Origin of the sequence: Undibacterium sp. Di24W (assembly GCF_049340325.1) — a bacterium.
Taxonomy (GTDB): domain Bacteria; phylum Pseudomonadota; class Gammaproteobacteria; order Burkholderiales; family Burkholderiaceae_D; genus Undibacterium.
Genome location: NZ_JBMPOP010000004.1, coordinates 459,099 through 480,186 on the forward strand (window position 1 = coordinate 459,099; position 21,088 = coordinate 480,186).

A 21,088-nucleotide genomic window follows, 5' to 3' on the forward strand; every position below is an offset into this window, starting at 1 on the left:
CTATTTTCAATTGATAAGCCCTATTGCAAAGTTTCCTTACCGAGTAAGCTCTGGCATAACACTTATATTTCAACTTGTGCCCCAACTTCAATCACCCGATTACTTGGGATTTGGTAATAATCTGCTGCATCACGCGCATTGCGCGACATGGCTACAAACAAGCCTTCCCGCCAAGTTGCCATACCGCTGCCAGGACTAGAAATAATCGTCTGACGCGAGATAAAATATGAGGTTTCAAGAGGCTCGAAAGTCAAACCAAAGGGCGCGCACAACTCCAAAGCATTTGGTATATCCGGCTCATTTTTGAAGCCGTAAAACACGTCAATTTGAAAACAATTATTTCGCAAATCCGTCACTTTGATTCGCTCTGAAAACGGCACCCAAGGAATTTCACGATTGTGCAAGGTGATAAAAATAACACGCTCATGCAATATTTTATTATGCGAAAGATTATGCAATAAAGCATGTGGCACACCATCTGCCTCGCCGCGCAGAAAAACGGCAGTGCCAGCTACACGAACTGGCGGTGACACAAATAGAGACTCAAGAAACTCTTCCAAAGGGATAGCATGCTTCTTCAGATTATCGAACACCAAAGAACGACCTCTGCGCCAAGTCAACATGACCACGCAAATACCAAAACCAAGTGCGATCGGGAACCAGCCACCACTAAAGAATTTCAAGGCATTTGAAGAGAACAGAGAAATATCAATTAAGAAGAAGAAAGAGGTAGAGGCAATACACAATGCGAGATTGTATTTCCAACCAAAACGAATCACGAAAAAGGTCAAAATCGACGTAACCAACATGGTGCCCGTATTTGCAATACCATAAGCTGATGCCAAATTAGATGCAGATCCAAACCCAATCACAGCCCCTACAACTGCCGCCAACTGCAACCAGTTCACAACAGGAATATAAATCTGCCCAATTTCTCTTGATGAGGTGTGAATAATTTTCATGCGCGGCAAAAAACCAAGAGAGATCGCCTGCTTGGTCATGGAAAAGGCACCGGATATAGTCGCCTGCGAAGCGATCACTGCAGCCATCGTAGAAAGCACCACCAAAGGATAAATACTCCAATCCCCAAGCTGATTAAAGAAGGGATTCGAAACCGCAGAAGGTTCAATCATCAATAATGCCCCTTGACCTAAGTAATTTAAGCCAAGAGCGGGAAAAACAACGATGAACCAAGCGGCTCTAATAGGCTTCGGACCAAAATGTCCCATGTCCGCATACAAGGCCTCCGAACCAGTGAAAGCGAGCACGACGGCGCCCAATGCTATGAATGCTGCCCAACGATGAAAATACAAAAATTCAAGAGCATGAATAGGATTAAACGCCTCCAAGATAGCAGGCACACGCAAAATATTGTAAAGCCCCATCGCAGCCAGCACAGCAAACCAAAGCACCATTACTGGACCGAAAAATTTACCAATTGTTGCCGTCCCCTTCGACTGCACCGCATATAAAGCAATCAAAATAATCAAAGTAATCGGTACAACAAATGGCTTAAGCGCCGGCGTTGCAACTTTAATTCCCTCAATCGCCGACAACACAGTCATCGCTGGCGTCACAACACCATCACCATAAAACAACGAGGCTCCAATCACACCCAATATCACCAAAGGAAAATACAGTTTGGAATTCTTACCCACCGATTCCAAGGTTAACGCAGCCAGCGCCATGATTCCGCCCTCACCGCGATTGTTTGCGCGCAAGACCAAAGTCACATATTTCAAAGAAACGATAAAAATTAATCCCCAAAGAATCAGGGAGACAATACCAAGAATATTTTCTGGATTCAGAGCGAGACCATGCTTGTGATCGAAAACTTCTTGCATGGTATAAAGTGGGCTAGTACCAATATCGCCGTAGACGATACCGATTGCTGCCAGCGTCAAAGCAGACAAACTGCTCTTAGTGTGATCGTGAGCCAATTACATTCCTTGTTTTTATTGGTGCAATGCACAATAGACGAAGGTCAAACGAAATTCAAGAACATTTCACTTAAAAAAAGACAGCCTACGCCATAAATACATTTTATGAAAGTCGATTTCTATAATCCAAAAAGAAAAATGCCCGCTTAACTCTCATTAAGCGGGCACCAATTCTTTGGCGGAGACGGTGAGATTCGAACTCACGATCCAGGTTACCCCAGATGCTTCCTTAGCAGGGAAGTGCCTTCGGCCACTCGGCCACGTCTCCACACTCTCACAACGCTATGCTTACGCAAGGCATTACAAGCGAGACCGTGATCATAGCGGGTAGTTCATCTTTGGTCAACTACCCACCATGAAAATCTCACATGAAAATACTAATTAAGCTGCTTCCAAACCAAAAGCTTTATGCAAAGAACGTACCGCTAATTCCATATACTTCTCATCAATCAAAACAGAAATTTTAATTTCTGAGGTAGAAATCATTTGAATGTTAATCCCTTCATCCGACAAAGTACGGAACATTTGAGACGCGATACCCACGTGACTACGCATACCAACGCCGACTACCGATACTTTCGACACCTTCGAGTCACCAATTATATTGCCCGCGCCGATATGTTCTTTAACGCTCGCATTTAACACATCCATCGCTTTGTTGTAGTCACCGCGTGGCACAGTGAACGTGAAGTCAGTTTTACCCTCAACCGATTGATTTTGAATAATCATATCAACTTCAATATTAGCATCGGCGATAGGACCAAGAATTTGGTAAGCAATACCTGGCTTGTCTGGCACACCAAACACAGTAAGTTTTGCTTCATCGCGATTAAATGCGATGCCAGTAATAGTGGCTTGTTCCATATTTGTATCTTCCTCAAACGAAATCAGTGTGCCGGAAATAATCTCTTCGGCTAAAGGCATTAATGGGTCAGTCAGTGATGACAACACACGGGTAGGCATGCGGTAATTACCTGCAAATTCAACAGAGCGTATCTGCAAAACTTTTGAACCCAGCGATGCCATTTCCAACATTTCTTCGAAAGTGACAGTATTCAATTTGCGCGCATCGGAAACCACGCGTGGATCGGTTGTATACACACCGTCAACGTCGGTATAGATCAAACACTCTTGCGCCTTCAAAGCTGCTGCAATGGCTACCGCAGAAGTATCTGAACCGCCGCGACCCAAGGTCGTGATATTGCCTAACTCGTCTACACCTTGAAAGCCAGTAATAATAACGATCTTACCTTCAGCCAAATCGGCATTCACTTTTGCGTCATCGATCGATGTTATACGTGCCTTTGTGTGGGAAGAATCAGTCTTAATGGGCACTTGCCAACCAGCATAAGAAACGGATTTTTTACCCAACGCTTGCAATGCGATCGCAAGCAGGCCAACCGACACTTGCTCACCGGTGGAGGCGATCATATCAAGTTCACGCGGATCAGGATCAGCCATAATTTCTTTAGCCAAACCAATAATTCGATTCGTTTCGCCTGACATAGCCGACGGTACAACTACGATTTGATAACCTGCATCATGCCATTTGGCGACGCGCTTAGCGACGTTTTTGATGCGATCCGTAGACCCCATCGACGTACCGCCGTATTTGTGGACAATTAAAGCCATAACATTTCAAAAAGAGTGACGAAAAAGGGAGTAAAGCAAGAAAAAGAACGCATGACTTTACATGCTGCTCTGCAAAATAACAAGGCACATGCGCCTGTTATTTAAGCGATTGCAAGTCATGAAAAGTAAAACCTAGGAAAATTCTTAGAAAAACCGATTAAAACTGGCAAGGGTTTTGTAAGGAAAAAGAAAGCCTAAGAACACGAGCAAATAATGCCATTGCGCATCAAAAACGGAACACCAGCACATTTTAATGACAATAGTGTGACAATAGCGAGGAGTTACATCAATACAATAACAAAAAAATATTAAGTAAATTAAATACAGACACAACATTTACTCACACTTGAACCTCAATCCATCGCACATTTACTCGAAAAAAAGAAATTCACAAATAACCAAAACAAATATCGTTATAAGCAAAGAATCTCTATTCTGCCCACCCTCAAGACGAGGCTTGATGCTGCTCTTCGTTCTGCAGCGAAACAACTTATCCAATGACACAACAAAATACGTCTAAATCGAAAATCGTCAAAGGGGAATGGAAGAACCAGAATACACCTATCCTGCCCCCCCCACTCTCACTGGCTACTCAAATAAAAAGTTTCTTCCAGGCATCGTGCCCTAAAGCACGCAAAGTTTGCATATTTTTTTCGTAAATTTGCTCAGCTTCAGGGAAGACTTCAACTGCTTTATCAATACTATCCTCCCGTAACAAGTGTAGCGTTGGAAATGGTGAGCGATTGGTATAGTTATCTATGTCATCAGGCTCTGCATCTTCAAATTGATATTGCGGATGAAAGCTCGCCACTTGCAGAATTCCGTCTAGATCTAACTCTTCCAAAGTCGCATCAGCCACCTCCAAGAAATCGTTATAGTCGAGAAAGTCTTGCATCACGAAAGGATGAATCAACAGCGTGGTGTCGATATTGTCCGAATTTGCCTCTGCCAGCACTTCTAATTCGGCCATTAAGTCTTTGATCAAGGCTTCCGGGGTTGTCGCATGGCTCACGAAATAGCGAATCTGATCTTTGATATGCACACCTTTGGCAAACGGACAAAGATTTAAGCCTATGACGGCTTTTTCCAGCCACAATTTGGTTTGTGCGATGACTTCGTCATCCTTGATTTGTAAATCATCCATCTTAGCTACCCCTAAATTACATCGAAATTACCACTACCCTGGCTACCGATATTAAAACTGCAAAGTCTTAACACCGTCTGCTGTACCTAACAAACAAACAGTCGCGCCTTGCTCTGCAAATAGTCCTACAGTGACGACGCCGACAATATTGTTAATTTCCCTTTCTAACGCGATGGGATCAGCGATTTGCAAGCCATGAACATCCACAATGATATTGCCATTATCGGTCACCAAAGCTGCGCCATCTTTCATGCGCAAACGAGCCTCACCGCCAATTGCATTTAACGAACGAATCACAGACTCACGCGCCATAGGAATGACTTCTACAGGCAAAGGAAATTTACCAAGCAAATTAACCAATTTAGAACCGTCCGCAATGCAGACAAATGATTTCGCTACTGAGGCAACTATTTTTTCACGAGTCAAAGCAGCACCGCCGCCCTTAATCATAGCGCCACTTGCCGTAACCTCATCCGCACCATCAATGTAGACGGGCATAGAACTAACCTCATTCAAATCAAATACAGCAATACCATGACCACGCAAGCGGCTTGCGGTTGCCTCTGAGGAAGCGACCGCGCCTTTGATTTTGTGTTTGATTTTCGCTAGCTCATCGATAAAGAAATTAGCAGTAGAACCTGTGCCAACGCCAACAATCTCACCTTCAACTACGTAAGCAATCGCAGCTTGCGCAACTGCGAGTTTTAATTCATCTTGTGTCATGATTTTCACATAAAGAAAAATAATCAGAATAACACCATTGTAAACGATGGGAGCGTGGAAATAAGCTGCGAATAAACCAAATGCGGAAAATTCTCAGACCCGCAATGGCGCTTCATCCATCAACGCGATTTGCTCACGCATTTCCAAAATGCGATCCTGCCAATAGCGCTGCGTATTAAACCAAGGGAAAGCTTGTTTAAAAGCAGGATCGGTCCAACGCTGCGCCAACCATGCCGAATAATGTAGCAAACGTAGGCTGCGCAGGGCTTCAATCAAGTGCAACTCAGCAGGATTAAAGCTAAAAAAATCTTCATAACCCACCAAAACATCGCATAGCTGCTCTTGCATCTCTTGGCGCGAGCCAGACAACAGCATCCATAAATCCTGCACCGCCGGCCCCGTACGACTATCGTCAAAGTCAACAAAATGTGGTCCAGGATGCGCGCCTGCTTCAGTCCACAATACATTTCCCATGTGGCAATCGCCATGCAAGCGCAAACTTTGCACATCGCCAGCTTGTTGATACGCGTTTTCAATAGCCGTCAACATCATCCGTGCAGTTGCCTCGTAAGCATGCACGATGTCAATTGGAATAAAATCATGCCGCAATAAATAATTCAATGAAGCATGACCATAGGTTTGCTGATTTATGCTGGGGCGATGTTGATAAACTTCCCTTGCGCCCACGGCATGAATTCGGCCTAAAAAACGCCCTATCCATTCTAAAGTACCTGCGCGGTCTAATTCAGGAGCCCGTCCACCTTGACGTGCAAATACTGCAAATCGAAATCCCGAAAACTCACGTAAACTATTGCCATGCATATCGGGAATAGCTGGCACGACGGGAATTTCAGCAACTTCCAGTTGCGTCACAAATTGATGCTCCTCGCTGATCTGCGCATCACTCCAGCGCAGAGGTCGATAGAATTTCACCACCAATGGTGGCGCTTCATCCATGCCCAATTGATAAACCCGATTTTCATAGCTATTTAAAGCCAGTAATCGCCCATCACAATGAAAACCCTGCGCATGCATAGCATCAAAGACACAATCGGGGCTCAAGTTTGAAAAATCAACAGGATTTGACTCGCGATCAACAACGCCGCCTTCATTTTCTAGCAAATTATTGTCAGGATTTAGGATATTTGAGCTCATAGCCCTCATTGTACGTGCTTTCTCACCACGAACCAGAAACAAAGCGCTACACTTCTGTTATTGAGATCGCGATCAAGATCGGCGTACAAAATACGCAGCGATTACATCTGAAAACCACCTTTAGACGAGCAAGAATCATGCATCTGGATGAACCCCTCAGCGACAAAGAGTTTAACGAACTCGACAAGTTTTTAATGTCAGACGCCGTCGGCGATGACGGCATGACCATGGACGCCCTGCACGGCTACTTGACAGCGATTGCTCTCGGCCCTGAAGTGATTGCCATGACCGAATGGCTGCCATTGGTGTGGGGTCTGCCTGACGAAGGCGAACCAAAATTTAAGAATCCCAAAGAAATGCAGCGGATTACGAATTTGATCGCCCGTTTTATGAACGAGATACAAATCACCTTCGAAGTTGCACCACAAGAATTCGAACCTTTATTTTGCGTGATGGAAGTAAACGGCAAAGAATTAATTGACGGAGAAACCTGGGCCTGGGGCTTTTGGGAAGGTATGCAATTACGCGAAGAAGCCTGGGAAGCTGCTTGGGAATCACCAACCGTAGCGCCTCTACTAGAACCAATTTATCTGTTGGGCGCAGAAGAGATCGAAGAGGAAGAAACGAAGTTGGTGGACACACCCGAGAAATGCCATCAACTCGCCTTAAAGTTAGAAGCATCAATAGGAGAGATCCGGCGCTTTTGGGCTCCACTTCGCAAATCTGGCATCACCACAGTAAAACGCGAGACGCCGAAAGTTGGCAGAAATGATCCCTGCCCTTGCGGTAGCGGTAAGAAGTACAAAATGTGTTGCGGCGCAGAACCGACCATACACTAAAGCCCAAAAAATTGGCCTGCCCGCTTCACCAAAACGCCAGCATTCTCTGGCGTTTTTTTCTGAAAAGCTATTTTTGCAGCACACTAATACATATTTCTGTTTGAGGAAATCTTCTATAGGACGGCCGTGATAATACTGTTAAGCTAGAATACAGAAGCAAAACACTATTCAACGAAGTGAAAACTGCTTCCAAAGCTTTCTACTATTCCTATCACCTTCCCGCATCAGGAGATTTTATGAGCCTCGTCGACCAATTTAATCAAGCTCAGGCTGATTCCAAAAATTTACCGGAACGCCCTGACAATATGACTTTGCTGAAGATCTATGCATTGTTTAAACAAGCCAGCACAGGTGATGCCAGTGGAGATCGCCCAGGCATGACCGATTTTGTTGCGCGCGCAAAATTCGACGCTTGGGCCGAATTAAAAGGCACGTCAAAAGAGGCTGCAATGCAGGAATACATAGACTTGATCGAATCATTAAAAGACTAATCCTTTAAAGATTCGTCAATTTAATCTGAAGCAGGTGCGAAACAGAAATGTTAGCACCTGTTTCTTTTTGGAGCGCAGATTTTGTAGTCAGAGTACATCCCTATTCAATAAATCTGGCGGCACCTCGCCGCGCACCGCCGCGATCACATTGATCATCGCACGATTCACCATTGCCCTACGAGTACGCTCTGATGCGCTGGCGATATGTGGAGTCAACACAACATTCTTCAAATCCAAAAAATCTGGATGAAAACGCGGTTCATTTTCAAATACATCTAGCCCTGCACCTGCAATTTTCCCATATCGCAAAGCGTGAATTAAGGCCGCATCGTCCACAATCCCACCTCGCGCAATATTAATCAAAGTCGCGCCTGGCTTCATTTTTGCAAGCTCTGCAACGCCAATCGTATGGTGCGATTCGGGCGAATACGGCAATACCAAAATCAAGTGATCAGACTCTCGCAACAACGTCTCTTTATCGACATAGCGAGCATGATGTGCCGCTAATTCCTGTTCGGCATTGAGCCGGCGTCGATTATGGTAAATCACTTCCATACCAAACCCAGCCGCACGACGTGCGATCGCTTGACCGATACGCCCCATCCCTAAAATTCCCAAACGGGAACCATGAATTTCCACACCAACGAATGAATCTACTCCCCACTTTTTCCATTCACCAGCACGCAGAAAATGCTCTGCTTCGGTGACACGGCGTGCGGTCGCCATCATTAATGCCCAAGCAAAATCTGCTGTTGTTTCATTCAAAACATCCGGGGCATTGGTGGCCATCACTTGATGCTCCGTACATGCTTGTAAATCAAAATTATCATAACCGACCGCTATGGTTGAAATAATTTTCAATTCAGGCAGCTTGGACAGTAAGTCTCGATTGATTTTGGCACTGGAAGTACAAATCATGCCAAATTTACCTTGCAAGCGCTCTGCGAGTTCATCCTGCGAAAAAATGCGATCTTCTTGATTTTGCTCAAGCTCAAAATACTCATTCAAGCGAGCCAGCGCATCTGGGAACATGGCGCGGGCAATCAATAGTTTGGGCTTAACAGGCTTCATAGGTTTTAACAGTAAAAAAAACGAGACTCAGAAGGGTAAATCGATTATACGGTAGTCGACAGCTCTCACTGTTAGTAGCCAATTAAAAGTAGCACATACCTCTCAGAGCGAGACGGAATGCCAGAAACTACATTTACTTATGCTAATTTTATCTAAGCTACAATTGTGAGTTGAGACGTTTTGCCTTAAAATACAAGGCTTTGCAGCTACATCGAAATTTCTAGTAGCGCTTCACCCCCGATTTTTTTATTGATAGGCCTGTTATGACCCACGTTGTGACCGAATCCTGCATCCGCTGCCGCTATACTGACTGCGTTGATGTTTGCCCAGTGGACTGCTTCCGTGCAGGCCCTAATTTCCTTGTGATTGATCCGGATGAGTGTATCGATTGCGCAGTCTGCGTTGCTGAATGTCCAGTCAACGCAATTTATGCCGAAGAAGACGTGCCGCAAGATCAAATGCAATTCATCAAAATCAATGCTGACTTGATCCGTAGCTGGCCGTCAATCACGAAGACAACCACGCCTTTAGCGGATGCTGATGAGTGGAAAGATGTGAAAGACAAGTTGCAATATCTCGAGCGTTAATCTTTTCTGGTTTTTCGCTTGACCAGCACTACCGTTTTAGCAAACCGATTTGCACAATTTACTAAAGAATATAAAGTCGTATGGACAACAAACAAAATTCAGCAGCGCCAGGCGTGATTGAAGCCGATGCAGTCATAATTGGCGCGGGTCCAGTTGGTCTGTTCCAAGTTTTTGAACTTGGCTTACTTGAAATCAAAGCACACGTAATTGATTCTCTGCCTGTCGTTGGTGGTCAGTGCGTGGAATTGTATCCAGACAAGCCTATTTATGACATTCCAGCGGTGCCTGTCTGCACGGGTCAAGAATTAACCGACAATTTGCTCAAGCAAATTGAGCCGTTTGAACCAACTTTCCACTTAAATCAAGAAGTTACTTTGGTTCAACGTCGTGCCGATGGTCGCTTTGATCTGGAAACTTCTCTGGGTACTAAGTTCATCACCAAGACTATTTTTATTGCAGCTGGCGTCGGTTCTTTCCAGCCACGCACTTTAAAAGTGGAAGGTATTGAAGCATTCGAGGGCTCGCAAGTCTTCTATCGTGTCAAAGACCCTAGCCGTTTTGAAGGCCGTAATCTGGTGATCTGCGGTGGCGGTGATTCTGCTTTAGATTGGGCTTTGGCATTAGCTGGCAAAGCGGAATCCGTAATCGTACTGCACCGTCGCGACGACTTCCGTGCAGCACCTGCCTCTGTCGCCAAGATGAAGGAGATGTGTGACAACTACGAGATGCAATTGATTATCGGTCAAGTCACGGGCATAGAAACCAAAGACGACAAATTGTCAGAGATCAAAGTCACAGGTGCGGATGGAGTAACACGCCGCTTGCCGCTTGATGATTTGTTGGTATTCTTTGGTTTATCGCCAAAACTTGGTCCTATTGCTGATTGGGGCTTGGAAATCGAACGCAAACAGTTGAAAGTCATGGACACTGAAAAGTTTGAAACCAATGTGCCTGGCATTTTCGCCGTTGGCGATATCAATACTTATCCAGGTAAGAAAAAATTGATTTTGTCTGGCTTCCATGAAGCGGCATTAGCTGCGTTCGGCGCTGCACCGTATATTTTCCCTGAAAAGAAAATCCACATGCAGTACACCACGACATCACCAAAACTGCACAAGATTCTTGGTGTTGAATCGCCAGTGTTCGATTAAACCAAGGCTTGAACTTGGCTGAAGATCTGAGCTAAAAATCCAAACTCACAATAAAAAAGCGCAAAGTCAATTTCACTTTGCGCTTTTTTTTCTCTGGACGCCAAGTTAATAGATTTCAGTTTCACCCGCCTCACTCTCACGATAGCGTAGCGCAATTTGCCTGAACTCTTCTGTTATTTGTAAGAATCCATCCAGAATCTCAGGATCAAAGTGAGAGCCACGCCCCTTCCGCATGATATCAATTGCTTCCTCGTGGCTAAATGCAGGCTTGTAGACGCGCCTCGAAATTAATGCATCATACACATCGGCTACCGCCATCAAACGAGCTGAAATTGGGATAGCATCACCAGACAAATTTTCAGGATAGCCTGAGCCATCCCATTTTTCTTGGTGCGAATAGGTGATCTCCCTCGCGAATCTTAAAAATTCATTACTTTCACCCAAGTAGCGCTCAACCGATAAAATCGTCTCACGCCCATAATTGGTATGGAGTTTCATGATTTCGAATTCTTCCGATGTCAGCTTTCCCGGTTTCAATAAAATATTGTCAGGAATACCGACTTTACCAATATCATGCAAGGGTGCAGACTTATAAAGTAACTCAATATTTTCGTCAGTCAGCTCGGAAGAAAAACGCGGTAAATGTTTCAACCGACGCGCTAACGCCGCCACATAATTTTGAGTACGACGAATATGATTGCCGGTTTCGTTATCTCTGGTTTCCGCCAACGAAGCCATCGCCATAATTATCGCGTCCTGCATTTTCGCGAGCTTAATCGTACGGTCATGAACTAAGGATTCGAGATGCTTATTTTGGTCTTGCAGCAGATTACGAGCTCGTACCAGATGCAATTGCGTAGCAACCCTTGCTAGTACGATCGGTGGACTAATAGGTTTGCTTATATAGTCAACAGCACCCAATTTCAACCCCATCTCTTCATCAGAAACTTGACTCTTCGCGGTCAGGAAAATGACAGGAATTTCCGTCGTCATAGGGTTTTCTTTTAAACGCCGGCAAGTCTCATAACCATCCATTTCAGGCATCATCACATCGAGCAAAATCAAATCGGGTGCGGGTGATGTTGCAGCAATATGTAAAGCCTTAATTCCATTGGTCGCGATTTTAATACGATACATATCTTTCAACAGTGCTGACAACAAAGTAATATTATCAGGCGTGTCGTCCACGATTAAAACGACCTGCTTTGCATCTTGATGCTGTAATGCGCTCATAAGTCACCTTTGAATAAATTCAAATTTCAATGCTGCTTTACCCTTGTGCTACCTTAACTAAGCACGACTTACTCAAGCTCCAGACCACTCATATGTGCATTTCCCTTCATGATTGAAATTATCACGTCAAAATCATACTGCGCCGCTGCTCGCATAATTTGTTTTTGGACATCAGTACCGAATACCATACTCAATTCCTCGATCGCATCCGACAACACATCCAATGCTTCACCATCGTAGTTACTTACTAATTTATAACAGTATTTTAATTTTGTGAGTACTTGTTCGCTGGTTCGTGTTTGCTTAGAAGATGATGCATCGGTTTCCGTGATGGGTGTCGTATATTCAATTGCCAGACAAGCCTCGATTGCGACGATGCATTGCTCCAGCTCCAATTCTGTCGAGGTCAACAGAGTATCAAATTCGGCACTTGATTCATGAGCTTCAAGCATCGCTTCTAACTGACCTGCAGCGATTTGAATATGCGCGCCAATCAATCCAGCAACCCCCTTCAAGGTATGCGCAATACGCTCAGCGGTCTTAAAGTCCTGACGAACCAATAATTGACGTATCGAAGTAATGGCGCCACGCTGATCCTGTACAAACAATTTCAGTAATTTAAAGTAAAGCTGTCTATCACCCATGGTTCGGCTTAGACCCAATTGTGCATCTAATCCAGGAATAGTCAAAGCTGCGTCATCAGATGCATCCGTATCGTTCGATACTACTTCCGCATTTCCCACCACATAGTCGCGACACCACTCACCGACGGTTTGATAAAGCTCGCTAGGGTTAATCGGTTTGGCTAGATGAGCATTCATGCCTGACGCAAAGCAGCGCTCTCGTTCAATTAATAGTGCATGCGCAGTCATAGCAATGATGGGCAACTCCGAAAAATTTTCATTACTCCGGATTAGTTTAGTCGCCTCATGTCCATCCATTTCAGGCATTTGTACGTCCATGAACACAATGCCATAATAATCTGGCCCAAGCTCTAGCAGGCGTTCAACTGCAACCCGCCCATTCGACGCGAGGTCAACAGAGATTTCGGCAGCTTCCAATAATTCACGTGCAATTTGTTGATTAACGATGTTATCTTCAACTAACAGCACGCGTAAATTTTGGCATCTAAGTACGCCATGCGCGGCACGCGCCACACTACTATGAGTGTGGTAAGAAAACATATTCACTAGGCAATCAAACACATTCGACGTATTGAAAGGCTTATCGAGATAAGCGTCTGTCATCGACGACTCTTCACGATAATTCAGATTCTCTCTAGCCGTAGCTCCCACCAAAGCGATCTTTGGGACATCCTGCAAATTCGCATTGTGGATCAAAGTAATGAGTTCCGTGCCATCCATGTAAGGCATATGTAAATCCACAAAAATTGCGTCGTACTGTCCTTGCAGGGTCTGATCTCTATTTAATACCAAGGTAAGGGCTTCTTGCCCAGATCTCACCTTGTTGCAAGCGATACCATACACGGCTAACTTATCGGCTAACAACTTAGCAGCAAAAGCATGATCATCAACAATCAACACCGATAATTGTTCGAATAATTCTCGCTCAATTTGCTTCGGCTCGGTTGGCAAATCGACTAGAGGCAATTGAAAGCTAACGATCGTTCCCTGGCCAGGACAACTCTGTAAAGAAATTTCTCCACCCATTAGATCAACCATACCCTTGGAAATCGACAATCCTAAACCAGTGCCTCCAAACCTTCTGGTCGTCGATTCATCTCCTTGACTAAAAGGCATAAACAAATTGGCGGACTGTGCTTCGCTCATACCAAGCCCAGTATCACGCACCTCAAATTGCAAACGAACTTGATCGCCTTGCCGGTCAATCATCTCACAACGTAAACAAACCTCGCCTTCCTCGGTAAACTTGATCGCGTTATTGACTAAATTGATCAAAACTTGGCCGATTCGCAGAGGGTCGCCCTTCAATCGCCTCGGTACTGCTTCAGCGATATCGAACAAATACTCGAGGCCCTTTTGCTCCGCCTTTTCACTAGTGACAACAGCAACACTATTGAACACCTCATCAAGGTCGAACTCAACTTCCTCAATATCTAGCTTACCTGCTTCAATCTTAGAAAAGTCCAAAATATCATTAATAATGCCCATCAGAGACATGCCAGCTTTGTGGATTTTTTCTACGTAATCTTTTTGTTTAACGGTCAAATCGGTTCGCAAAGCCAAATGCGCCATCCCGATAATCGCGTTCATCGGGGTTCGGATCTCATGACTCATATTCGCCAAGAAAAGAGACTTTGCTTCTGTAGTTTCTTCGGCGTGACGACGTGCCAGTTCGGAGACCTTCAATTCATTCTGCATCTGCAAAGTTTGCAAACGCATTTGTTCGTCCATACTCTCTTTGAGCTGCAACTCTAACAATTTACGCTGAGTCAAATCCGATACAAATGAAAGTGTCGCAGGCTGACCTTCCCACTCAATCAAAACCGAGGAGATTTCCACCCATATCAATGTTTTGGTCATTCTATGTTGCAAACGAATTTGATAGTACTGTTCTACGACTTCGCCTCGCAAGCGACGCGCATGACGATCAACCACAACGGGAACATCGTCACTATAGATAGACTCAGTAAACGACATGCCAATCAATTCTTCATGCGAGTATCCACTCAAAGTCTGAATCAAACGATTAGCAAATGCGATCCGCGCATTTTGCACAACAATAATGCCTTCGGTCACATTATCTATAAGTAGACGATAGTTGTACTCAGATTTATGCAAATCGTCTTCCAACTGACGCCGTGCTGAAATATCCATGACCACCCAAACCGTGCCATAAGAAAGATCATTCTTATTGACTGCTCGTCCCGAAAAATGAACCCAAAACACGGTACCATCGCTGCGACGCATTTTAAGCTCTGTTTCAAATGCTTCTCCGCGCAGCACAGCCTGACTTACCGCTGAACCGCACTCAAGATAACGTTCTCTTGTTTCATAAAATGGTTCCAAGGAAGCGCCCAAAACTTTGTCACGAGCCACACCAAAAATCTGACAAAGTGGTGTGTTAACCCATTGCACGCGCCCCATACTATTAAGAAAAATCATCCCAACAATAGAATTTTCCAAGATCGTTTCGCGCTCGGTGAGCATACGTTGCAACTCGTCATCTAGCGACTTACGTTCTATGTCCATACGTTCATTCATACGGCGATCTTGTTCCGCCTCCTTGAATTCATTACGTATCTTTAAATTTTCAATTTGAATTTTGTTGGCACGTTCTTGGGCGCGCAAAAAAAGCGCCTGATGCCGTTTTTGTTCAACATAAGCCTCCTGCCATCTACCTAGTTCGGCATATATTTCTGACAATTCATTGATCGCCCGCAGCGGCAAGTGGATATAGCCGCTATCCCCAATTTCTTGGATTGCCTTGTTCAACTCAAGAATAGCCTGTTCGTAATTTCCAGATTTACGGTATAAATAACCATTCACCCACCAAATATAGGGTTTCAGATGAGGATCCTCAATCCAATCCACAAAAGTCTGCGCCCTTTGGCTAAGACTAACTGCCTGTTCCAACTCGCCTCGCATTGCCAGAGTAAATGCGGCAACGGATAAATAAAACGCGCAATAAGAGTTTGTATTGGTGGCGGCAGCCTCCTCGCCTTCTATGTAGGGGGCGATAGCGTCATAGGCCTCATCAAATTTACCTAGTGTTATCTTGCACAGTGCCAGCATAGTCGAGCTAAATGGCATCAGCCATTTTTCTGTCGATGTAGGTGCGACATCACACGCTACCTGAAGCAACTCCTCCGCTGCAGTAGCATTCCCAGTGACATACAAAACCTCACCTAAATTAGCAGTAATTTGAGCAATTTTACTGGCAGAATTAATGCGACGGGACTCATCCAAAGCGCGATAAAAGTATCGAATTGATTGTTCAGTTTCCCCACGTTCCTGCGACAAAATTGCATAGATATTCCAGGCAAGGATTGCCAATCGGGATGGCATCTCCTTTGCAACAGGCAATAACTTTGCTTCACAAATTTCACATGCGATTTGTACTTCTCCCAATTTTCGCAGTACGATCACACGACCTGTTTCTGCAAAAAAAACACCGTTCATTTCGGCATCAGTGGAGAAGAACTTAGATAACTTCTCGAAAGCAACGATGGCTTCAGGTAGCCGATTCTCAAAATAGTCAGCAAAAGCAAAGACAAGCTCGGCGCTTGCGATCAAAGTGTCATCTTTAGCATTGACGCCCTCATTTTTGATCTTTTCAGCGATGGCGCAGCCACCCGCGATAGAATCTCTCAAAGCGTCAAGCCCGTCTAAAGATCGATCAATCCAGCTAATTTGCATATTAATGGGGAATCCACTCATAAATTATTGCATTTCATACCATTCAAAAAAAGGCATTTAATGGAACCAAGCTGCTATCCCAAATAGGCTTCGATTCTATCGCGATTGCGTAGGTAAATGTACTTACATAAGTTATCAGGTTCAGAATAACGTAATCAGAAGAAACGCATACAACAGTTAATCGAAAATAACGCATAAATATTGCAAAATACAAAACCAAACTTGCTTATTTTTATCTTTATAATTTCAAGCTAATCAAACAATTTTCGCGTAGAACAAACACCTAACAACGTAAATAAACTAAAATAAAAATGGTACTTGCCGATCAACGCTATTTTGCAGTGCTTGGACGTTTTATAAATGTAAGACCAGATCAATAGCCTCAAGCCAACTCACCCATGCATCCAGAAGAAAGAAATCGAGTCCTGCTCACTGAAGACAATGAGTTCATTCAAGAACTTGTGGTTGATCTATTAAGCGAAGCGGGCTTTTCTATTTCTACGGCAAATAATGGGCAAGAAGCCCTAGACTTATTAGCTCAGCATGAGGCCGATTTCTTTCAATTGATTCTGATGGACCTAAAAATGCCTGTCTTAGATGGCCATCAAGCGACGCTAAAAATACGTCAACAGAATAAATACGATTCGATACCTATAATTGCATTAACCGCGCATGAAGAAGTGGGTACAAAAGAAAGCTGTTTGACAGTTGGTATGCAAGATTGCCTAATTAAACCATTTACCCCAGAAGTATTGAACGAATCCATCCTTTACTGGATAGGCAAAACACGACATCAGAAATTAGCGAATGTAAGCCCTGCGTCAAACGATGCATTACCACAATTCGATCACGTTGATGTGCGGGCAGGACTGCGCTCCACGGCTAACAACCAAGCCCTCTTCCTTAAGCTATTAAGGAGCTTTTCGACCTCGCAGAAAAACACCCTGATTCAAATAGAAAATGTGCAATCGGTAGGATCTGTAGACGAGAATTTTTCGCGGTTAATTCATACGCTAAAAGGTGTCAGCGCGACTATAGGCGCTTCAAAAATAGCCGAACTGAGCGCGCAAATCGAGATGGCGCAAAAGACAGCACTGGACCAATCTCGTTTGGGCACAATAACCATACAGCTCTTGCATCAATTGGAAAATGAACTAACAGCAAGCCTTGAAGAATTAGAGATTTTTTTTAATCAAAGCACACCGCTCGATGTAGTAGATTCACAAGCTAACGAGGACAAGAATTCCGTGCGTGGAGTCGATATCCGACAATCGCTGGCGAACCTGATACAAGACGACAATCCAGAAGCGGTGAATTATTTTGAAATTCATAGCCAAGCTTTTGCAACCATATTTAACAATCACGACTATATTCAGTTGCAAAAAGCTATTGAAAGTTACGATTTTGAACAAGCGAGTAAACTATTAAATACCAATTAAAACAATTTAATGCCTATTAAAGTAGTCTCATTAGCTATCTTCCTTCAGTATCCAAATCAAATTACGCAGTATTCGTGACTGATATGGATAAAAATTCCCGCAGACAATATATTTATGACGCACTGCAATAATTTAGCGTTATACTAGACCTGATTCGATGCTTGCCAAGCTTTACGAAAGCAAGGTAATTCGCAGCAATTCCGTCAACAACTTGGAAAATGCCCCATGCTTTATCAACTTCATGAACTAAACCGATCCTTTTTGACGCCTTTGACCAAATGGGCCGAAGCCTCATCTAAGATGTTTGCCAATCCCATTTCTCCATTGGCTTACACACCTTATTCACAAAGAATCGCAGCAGCATACGAGTTAGTTTATCGACTGGGCAAAGACTACGAAAAACCAGAATTCAAAATTGCTTCTACCCAAATCGGTGATCAAACCATCGAAATTCTGGAAGAAACCGCTTTACTGAAGCCTTTCTGCAAACTGATTAATTTTAAGAAGAATCTCACAGGCAGCAAGCGTGATTCAAAAATCAGTCAACAACGCAAGGTTCTGATCGTTGCGCCATTGTCCGGTCACCATGCGACTTTGTTACGCGATACGGTAAAAAGCCTATTGCCGCACTATGATGTGTACATCACCGATTGGATAGATGCTCGCATGGTCCCGCTTTCCGCTGGGCCTTTCCATTTGCACGACTACATCTACTACGTACAAGAATTTATCCGTCACCTTGGCCCAGATTCACATGTCATCTCAGTGTGCCAACCAACGGTTCCCGTGATGGCTGCGATCTCATTAATGGCCAGCGAGAATGACCCAGCATTGCCTAAGACGATGACGATGATGGGTGGTCCTATCGATCCTCGTAAGTCACCGACACAAGTTAATACGCTAGCGACCGAAAAGAAATTCTCATGGTTTGAGAACTCGGTCATTTATAACGTACCTGCTAACTACCCTGGTTTTGGCCGTAAAGTCTATCCGGGCTTCTTACAGCACACGGGCTTTGTGGCAATGAATCCAGATCGCCACGCACAAAGTCACTGGGATTTCTACCAACATCTGGTGCAAGGTGATGACGAGTCGGCTGAACAGCACCGAAAATTCTACGATGAATACAATGCCGTATTAGATTTACCTGCGGAGTATTATTTAGAAACAATCAAGACTGTATTCCAAGAATTCCGCTTACCGAAAGGTACTTGGGAAGTCGAAGGCAAACTGGTCAAGCCGCAAGATATAAAAACCGTCGCCCTGTTCACCGTTGAAGGTGAATTAGACGATATTTCAGGTGCAGGGCAAACTCAAGCCGCGCATGATCTCTGCAGCAGTATTCCAGCGTCAATGAAACAAGATTTTGTAGCGCCGGGCTGCGGTCACTATGGTATTTTCTCCGGACGTAAATGGCGTGAAATCGTCTGCCCTAAGGTTATTGATTTCATCGAAAAACACGCTTAATACGTCGCACCAAGCTTAAGTTTCAAATAAAAAATGAGGAAAGCGAGAATATCTCCGCTTTCCTCATTTTATTTTCAAACATTCAATTTTCACAAGGAAGTTTAGGGCAAAACTCACTTTAAAATTAAAGTAGGCTATACTCTTTCCCTTCCGTGCAGGGTCAAGCAAGGACAAAGTAAGGCTCAGAGACATGAGACCACATAATTCTCTGTCCCTGTATATCCTGGTTTTCTTTTATTTTTTTGCAAAATGCCTATGAAAAAAAATAGACTTCTCAAAGTATTTTTTGTGCTCAGTCTAATCGCAGGCAACAGCTTTGCAAACGATGAGCCCGTCACCGAAGCACCCAACAAAACCCTGTCAGCGCTCAAAGACTTGCGAGACAAGACCTCAGATTTGACCATCAATGCCATGGGCTTACTCGGCATCAAGTACAAACGCGGTGGCAGCTCCCCAGAAAATGGTCTCGACTGCAGTGGCTTCGTCAGACTGGTTTTCAAGACCTCCAGCGAAACAGAGCTCCCAAGAACCGCAAAAGAAATCAGTAACAAAGGCGACAAAGTCGAGCCGAAAGACCTACAGCCGGGTGATCTGGTTTTCTACAACACGCTAAAAAAGAGTTTTTCCCATGTTGGAATTTATCTAGGCGATAACAAATTTATTCATTCACCCTCGGCAGGTGGCAAAGTGCGCATAGAAAGTATGAACGTCACCTACTGGAAAAAACGCTTCAATGGCGCACGTCGCATCAATGAAGAAGAAGTAAAAAAATAAATTATTTCTCTTGGAACGCCCGGATCTTTTCTTTTAGCTCGACGATCACCGCATTCGCTGCACGCTCACCCGCCAAGATAGCCAGATTACGGCCATTAAAATCATTGCCTTTCATACCCGGCAAATCAGGCTTGATCACCACATCCGCACTCTTCAACTCAAACTGATTCAAACTCTGCCCCATGATGGTAAAAGTTTGCATCAATACTTCCAGCGAGCTAGACGAATTCTGCGCTTCCGGTGCGGAAGAAATATTCACGGCAATCACAATATCGGCACCCATTTCACGTGCAAAACGCACAGGCACTGGCGAGACCAATCCACCGTCTACATAAAATCGATCGTTGATCTTCACTGGCTGAAAGACACCAGGCACAGCCGAAGAAGCACGTACTGCCAGCCCAGTATTCCCGCGTTGAAACAAGATAGGCATACCTGTATTCAAATCCGTCGCCACCGCACCAAATGGCTTCTTTAATTTTTCTATCGACGCTTGATTCACCATACGGTTCACATAGCCTTGCAATGCCTCACCTTTCAGTACGCCACTGCTTTTTGAGAAAAAAGGCAATGACCAATCTGAAATCGTCGCTTCATCCATCTCCAATGCCATCTTCTGCAATGCGAAGCCGTTATTCCCCGCCGCATACATCGCACCAACCACACTACCAGCACTCGTCCCCACCACCACGTCAGGCACGATCCCCTGCGCTTCCAGTACCTTAATAACGCCAATATGAGCAAAGCCACGCGCAGCCCCACCGCCCAATGCCAAACCGATACGAACTGGCCGCAAAGTCTTTTGCACAGGCGTCACTGGCAAGTCTGTTTTGACTGCTACTTTTGCTGGCGAAATTGAAGGCGAAGAGCTAGCACAGCCACCGAGTATCGTCACGCAAAATGCGAAGACAAAAGACGTCCGTAGACTAGATATAGACATGCAGACCATAATAATTTTAATGTGAGAAATGTTGGGTGATCGTTTCCAAAACAAACGTCAGGAAAGAAAAGGAAATCGCTATCGATATGGGTGAGATTAAATTGACGCAAGAAACATCTTTAACAAACAGTGCCGACATGTTTTAACTTCGCTCAATTTATC

16 protein-coding genes and 1 tRNA gene are annotated in these 21,088 nt (G+C 44.3%); 7 read left to right on the plus strand and 10 right to left on the minus strand.

Annotated elements, in window-relative coordinates:
• Positions 1-62 precede the first annotated feature (62 nt).
• The 6 genes from ACO0KZ_RS11235 to ACO0KZ_RS11260 all read right to left on the minus strand — a co-directional run bounded on the left by ACO0KZ_RS11235 (position 63) and on the right by ACO0KZ_RS11260 (position 6,594).
• Positions 63-1,940 (minus strand): potassium transporter Kup, encoded by a 1,878-nt coding sequence (locus tag ACO0KZ_RS11235; protein ID WP_422995235.1) that lies wholly within the window; start codon positions 1,938-1,940, stop codon positions 63-65.
• Between the two features lie 176 nt (positions 1,941-2,116).
• Positions 2,117-2,208 (minus strand) — tRNA-Ser (locus ACO0KZ_RS11240).
• A 113-nt stretch (positions 2,209-2,321) separates the two neighbouring features.
• Positions 2,322-3,572 carry an aspartate kinase gene (locus ACO0KZ_RS11245; RefSeq protein WP_422995236.1) on the minus strand — a complete coding sequence of 417 codons (1,251 nt, stop codon included), beginning with the start codon at positions 3,570-3,572 and terminating at the stop codon, positions 2,322-2,324.
• Between the two features lie 592 nt (positions 3,573-4,164).
• Positions 4,165-4,716: a DUF1415 domain-containing protein gene (locus tag ACO0KZ_RS11250; protein ID WP_422995237.1), complete on the minus strand. Its 552-nt coding sequence runs from the start codon at positions 4,714-4,716 to the stop codon at positions 4,165-4,167.
• A gap of 51 nt (positions 4,717-4,767) precedes the next feature.
• Positions 4,768-5,439 (minus strand): ribose-5-phosphate isomerase RpiA, encoded by a 672-nt coding sequence (gene rpiA / locus ACO0KZ_RS11255; protein WP_422995238.1) that lies wholly within the window; start codon positions 5,437-5,439, stop codon positions 4,768-4,770.
• A 93-nt stretch (positions 5,440-5,532) separates the two neighbouring features.
• Positions 5,533-6,594, minus strand: a complete 1,062-nt coding sequence (locus ACO0KZ_RS11260) for a serine/threonine protein kinase (protein WP_422995239.1) — start codon at positions 6,592-6,594, stop codon at positions 5,533-5,535.
• A 137-nt stretch (positions 6,595-6,731) separates the two neighbouring features.
• Between ACO0KZ_RS11260 and ACO0KZ_RS11265 the strand changes: the two genes are divergently transcribed.
• Together ACO0KZ_RS11265 and ACO0KZ_RS11270 are read left to right on the plus strand one after the other, a co-directional pair.
• On the plus strand, positions 6,732-7,433 hold the full coding sequence (locus ACO0KZ_RS11265) for a UPF0149 family protein (RefSeq protein ID WP_422995240.1): 702 nt from the start codon (positions 6,732-6,734) through the stop codon (positions 7,431-7,433).
• 236 nt (positions 7,434-7,669) lie between these two features.
• Positions 7,670-7,924, plus strand: a complete 255-nt coding sequence (locus tag ACO0KZ_RS11270; protein WP_422995241.1) for an acyl-CoA-binding protein — start codon at positions 7,670-7,672, stop codon at positions 7,922-7,924.
• Positions 7,925-8,011: 87 nt separating this feature from the next.
• Here the strand turns inward: ACO0KZ_RS11270 and ACO0KZ_RS11275 are convergent, their stop codons facing one another.
• Positions 8,012-8,995 carry a 2-hydroxyacid dehydrogenase gene (locus ACO0KZ_RS11275; RefSeq protein ID WP_422995242.1) on the minus strand — a complete coding sequence of 328 codons (984 nt, stop codon included), beginning with the start codon at positions 8,993-8,995 and terminating at the stop codon, positions 8,012-8,014.
• A gap of 263 nt (positions 8,996-9,258) precedes the next feature.
• Between ACO0KZ_RS11275 and fdxA the strand changes: the two genes are divergently transcribed.
• Positions 9,259-9,582 carry a ferredoxin FdxA gene (gene fdxA, locus ACO0KZ_RS11280; RefSeq protein ID WP_422995243.1) on the plus strand — a complete coding sequence of 108 codons (324 nt, stop codon included), beginning with the start codon at positions 9,259-9,261 and terminating at the stop codon, positions 9,580-9,582.
• A gap of 80 nt (positions 9,583-9,662) precedes the next feature.
• Positions 9,663-10,733 (plus strand): NAD(P)/FAD-dependent oxidoreductase, encoded by a 1,071-nt coding sequence (locus ACO0KZ_RS11285; RefSeq protein ID WP_422995244.1) that lies wholly within the window; start codon positions 9,663-9,665, stop codon positions 10,731-10,733.
• A 105-nt stretch (positions 10,734-10,838) separates the two neighbouring features.
• On the opposite strand, the gene ACO0KZ_RS11290 is transcribed toward ACO0KZ_RS11285, so the two are convergent.
• Both ACO0KZ_RS11290 and ACO0KZ_RS11295 read right to left on the minus strand, forming a co-directional pair.
• Positions 10,839-11,966 (minus strand): response regulator, encoded by a 1,128-nt coding sequence (locus ACO0KZ_RS11290; protein WP_422995245.1) that lies wholly within the window; start codon positions 11,964-11,966, stop codon positions 10,839-10,841.
• A gap of 68 nt (positions 11,967-12,034) precedes the next feature.
• Positions 12,035-16,327, minus strand: a complete 4,293-nt coding sequence (locus tag ACO0KZ_RS11295; protein WP_422995246.1) for a response regulator — start codon at positions 16,325-16,327, stop codon at positions 12,035-12,037.
• A 377-nt stretch (positions 16,328-16,704) separates the two neighbouring features.
• Between ACO0KZ_RS11295 and ACO0KZ_RS11300 the strand changes: the two genes are divergently transcribed.
• From ACO0KZ_RS11300 to ACO0KZ_RS11310, 3 genes are all read left to right on the plus strand, one after another.
• Positions 16,705-17,745 (plus strand): response regulator, encoded by a 1,041-nt coding sequence (locus ACO0KZ_RS11300; protein WP_422995247.1) that lies wholly within the window; start codon positions 16,705-16,707, stop codon positions 17,743-17,745.
• Positions 17,746-17,970: 225 nt separating this feature from the next.
• Complete coding sequence (locus ACO0KZ_RS11305) at positions 17,971-19,212, plus strand: polyhydroxyalkanoate depolymerase (protein ID WP_422995248.1); 1,242 nt, start codon at positions 17,971-17,973, stop codon at positions 19,210-19,212.
• 255 nt (positions 19,213-19,467) lie between these two features.
• The gene (locus tag ACO0KZ_RS11310; protein ID WP_422995249.1) at positions 19,468-19,986 is read left to right on the plus strand and encodes a C40 family peptidase; all 519 of its coding nucleotides are present in this window, start codon (positions 19,468-19,470) and stop codon (positions 19,984-19,986) included.
• A 1-nt stretch (position 19,987) separates the two neighbouring features.
• Here the strand turns inward: ACO0KZ_RS11310 and ACO0KZ_RS11315 are convergent, their stop codons facing one another.
• Positions 19,988-20,926 carry a patatin-like phospholipase family protein gene (locus tag ACO0KZ_RS11315; protein ID WP_422995250.1) on the minus strand — a complete coding sequence of 313 codons (939 nt, stop codon included), beginning with the start codon at positions 20,924-20,926 and terminating at the stop codon, positions 19,988-19,990.
• Positions 20,927-21,088 lie beyond the last annotated feature (162 nt).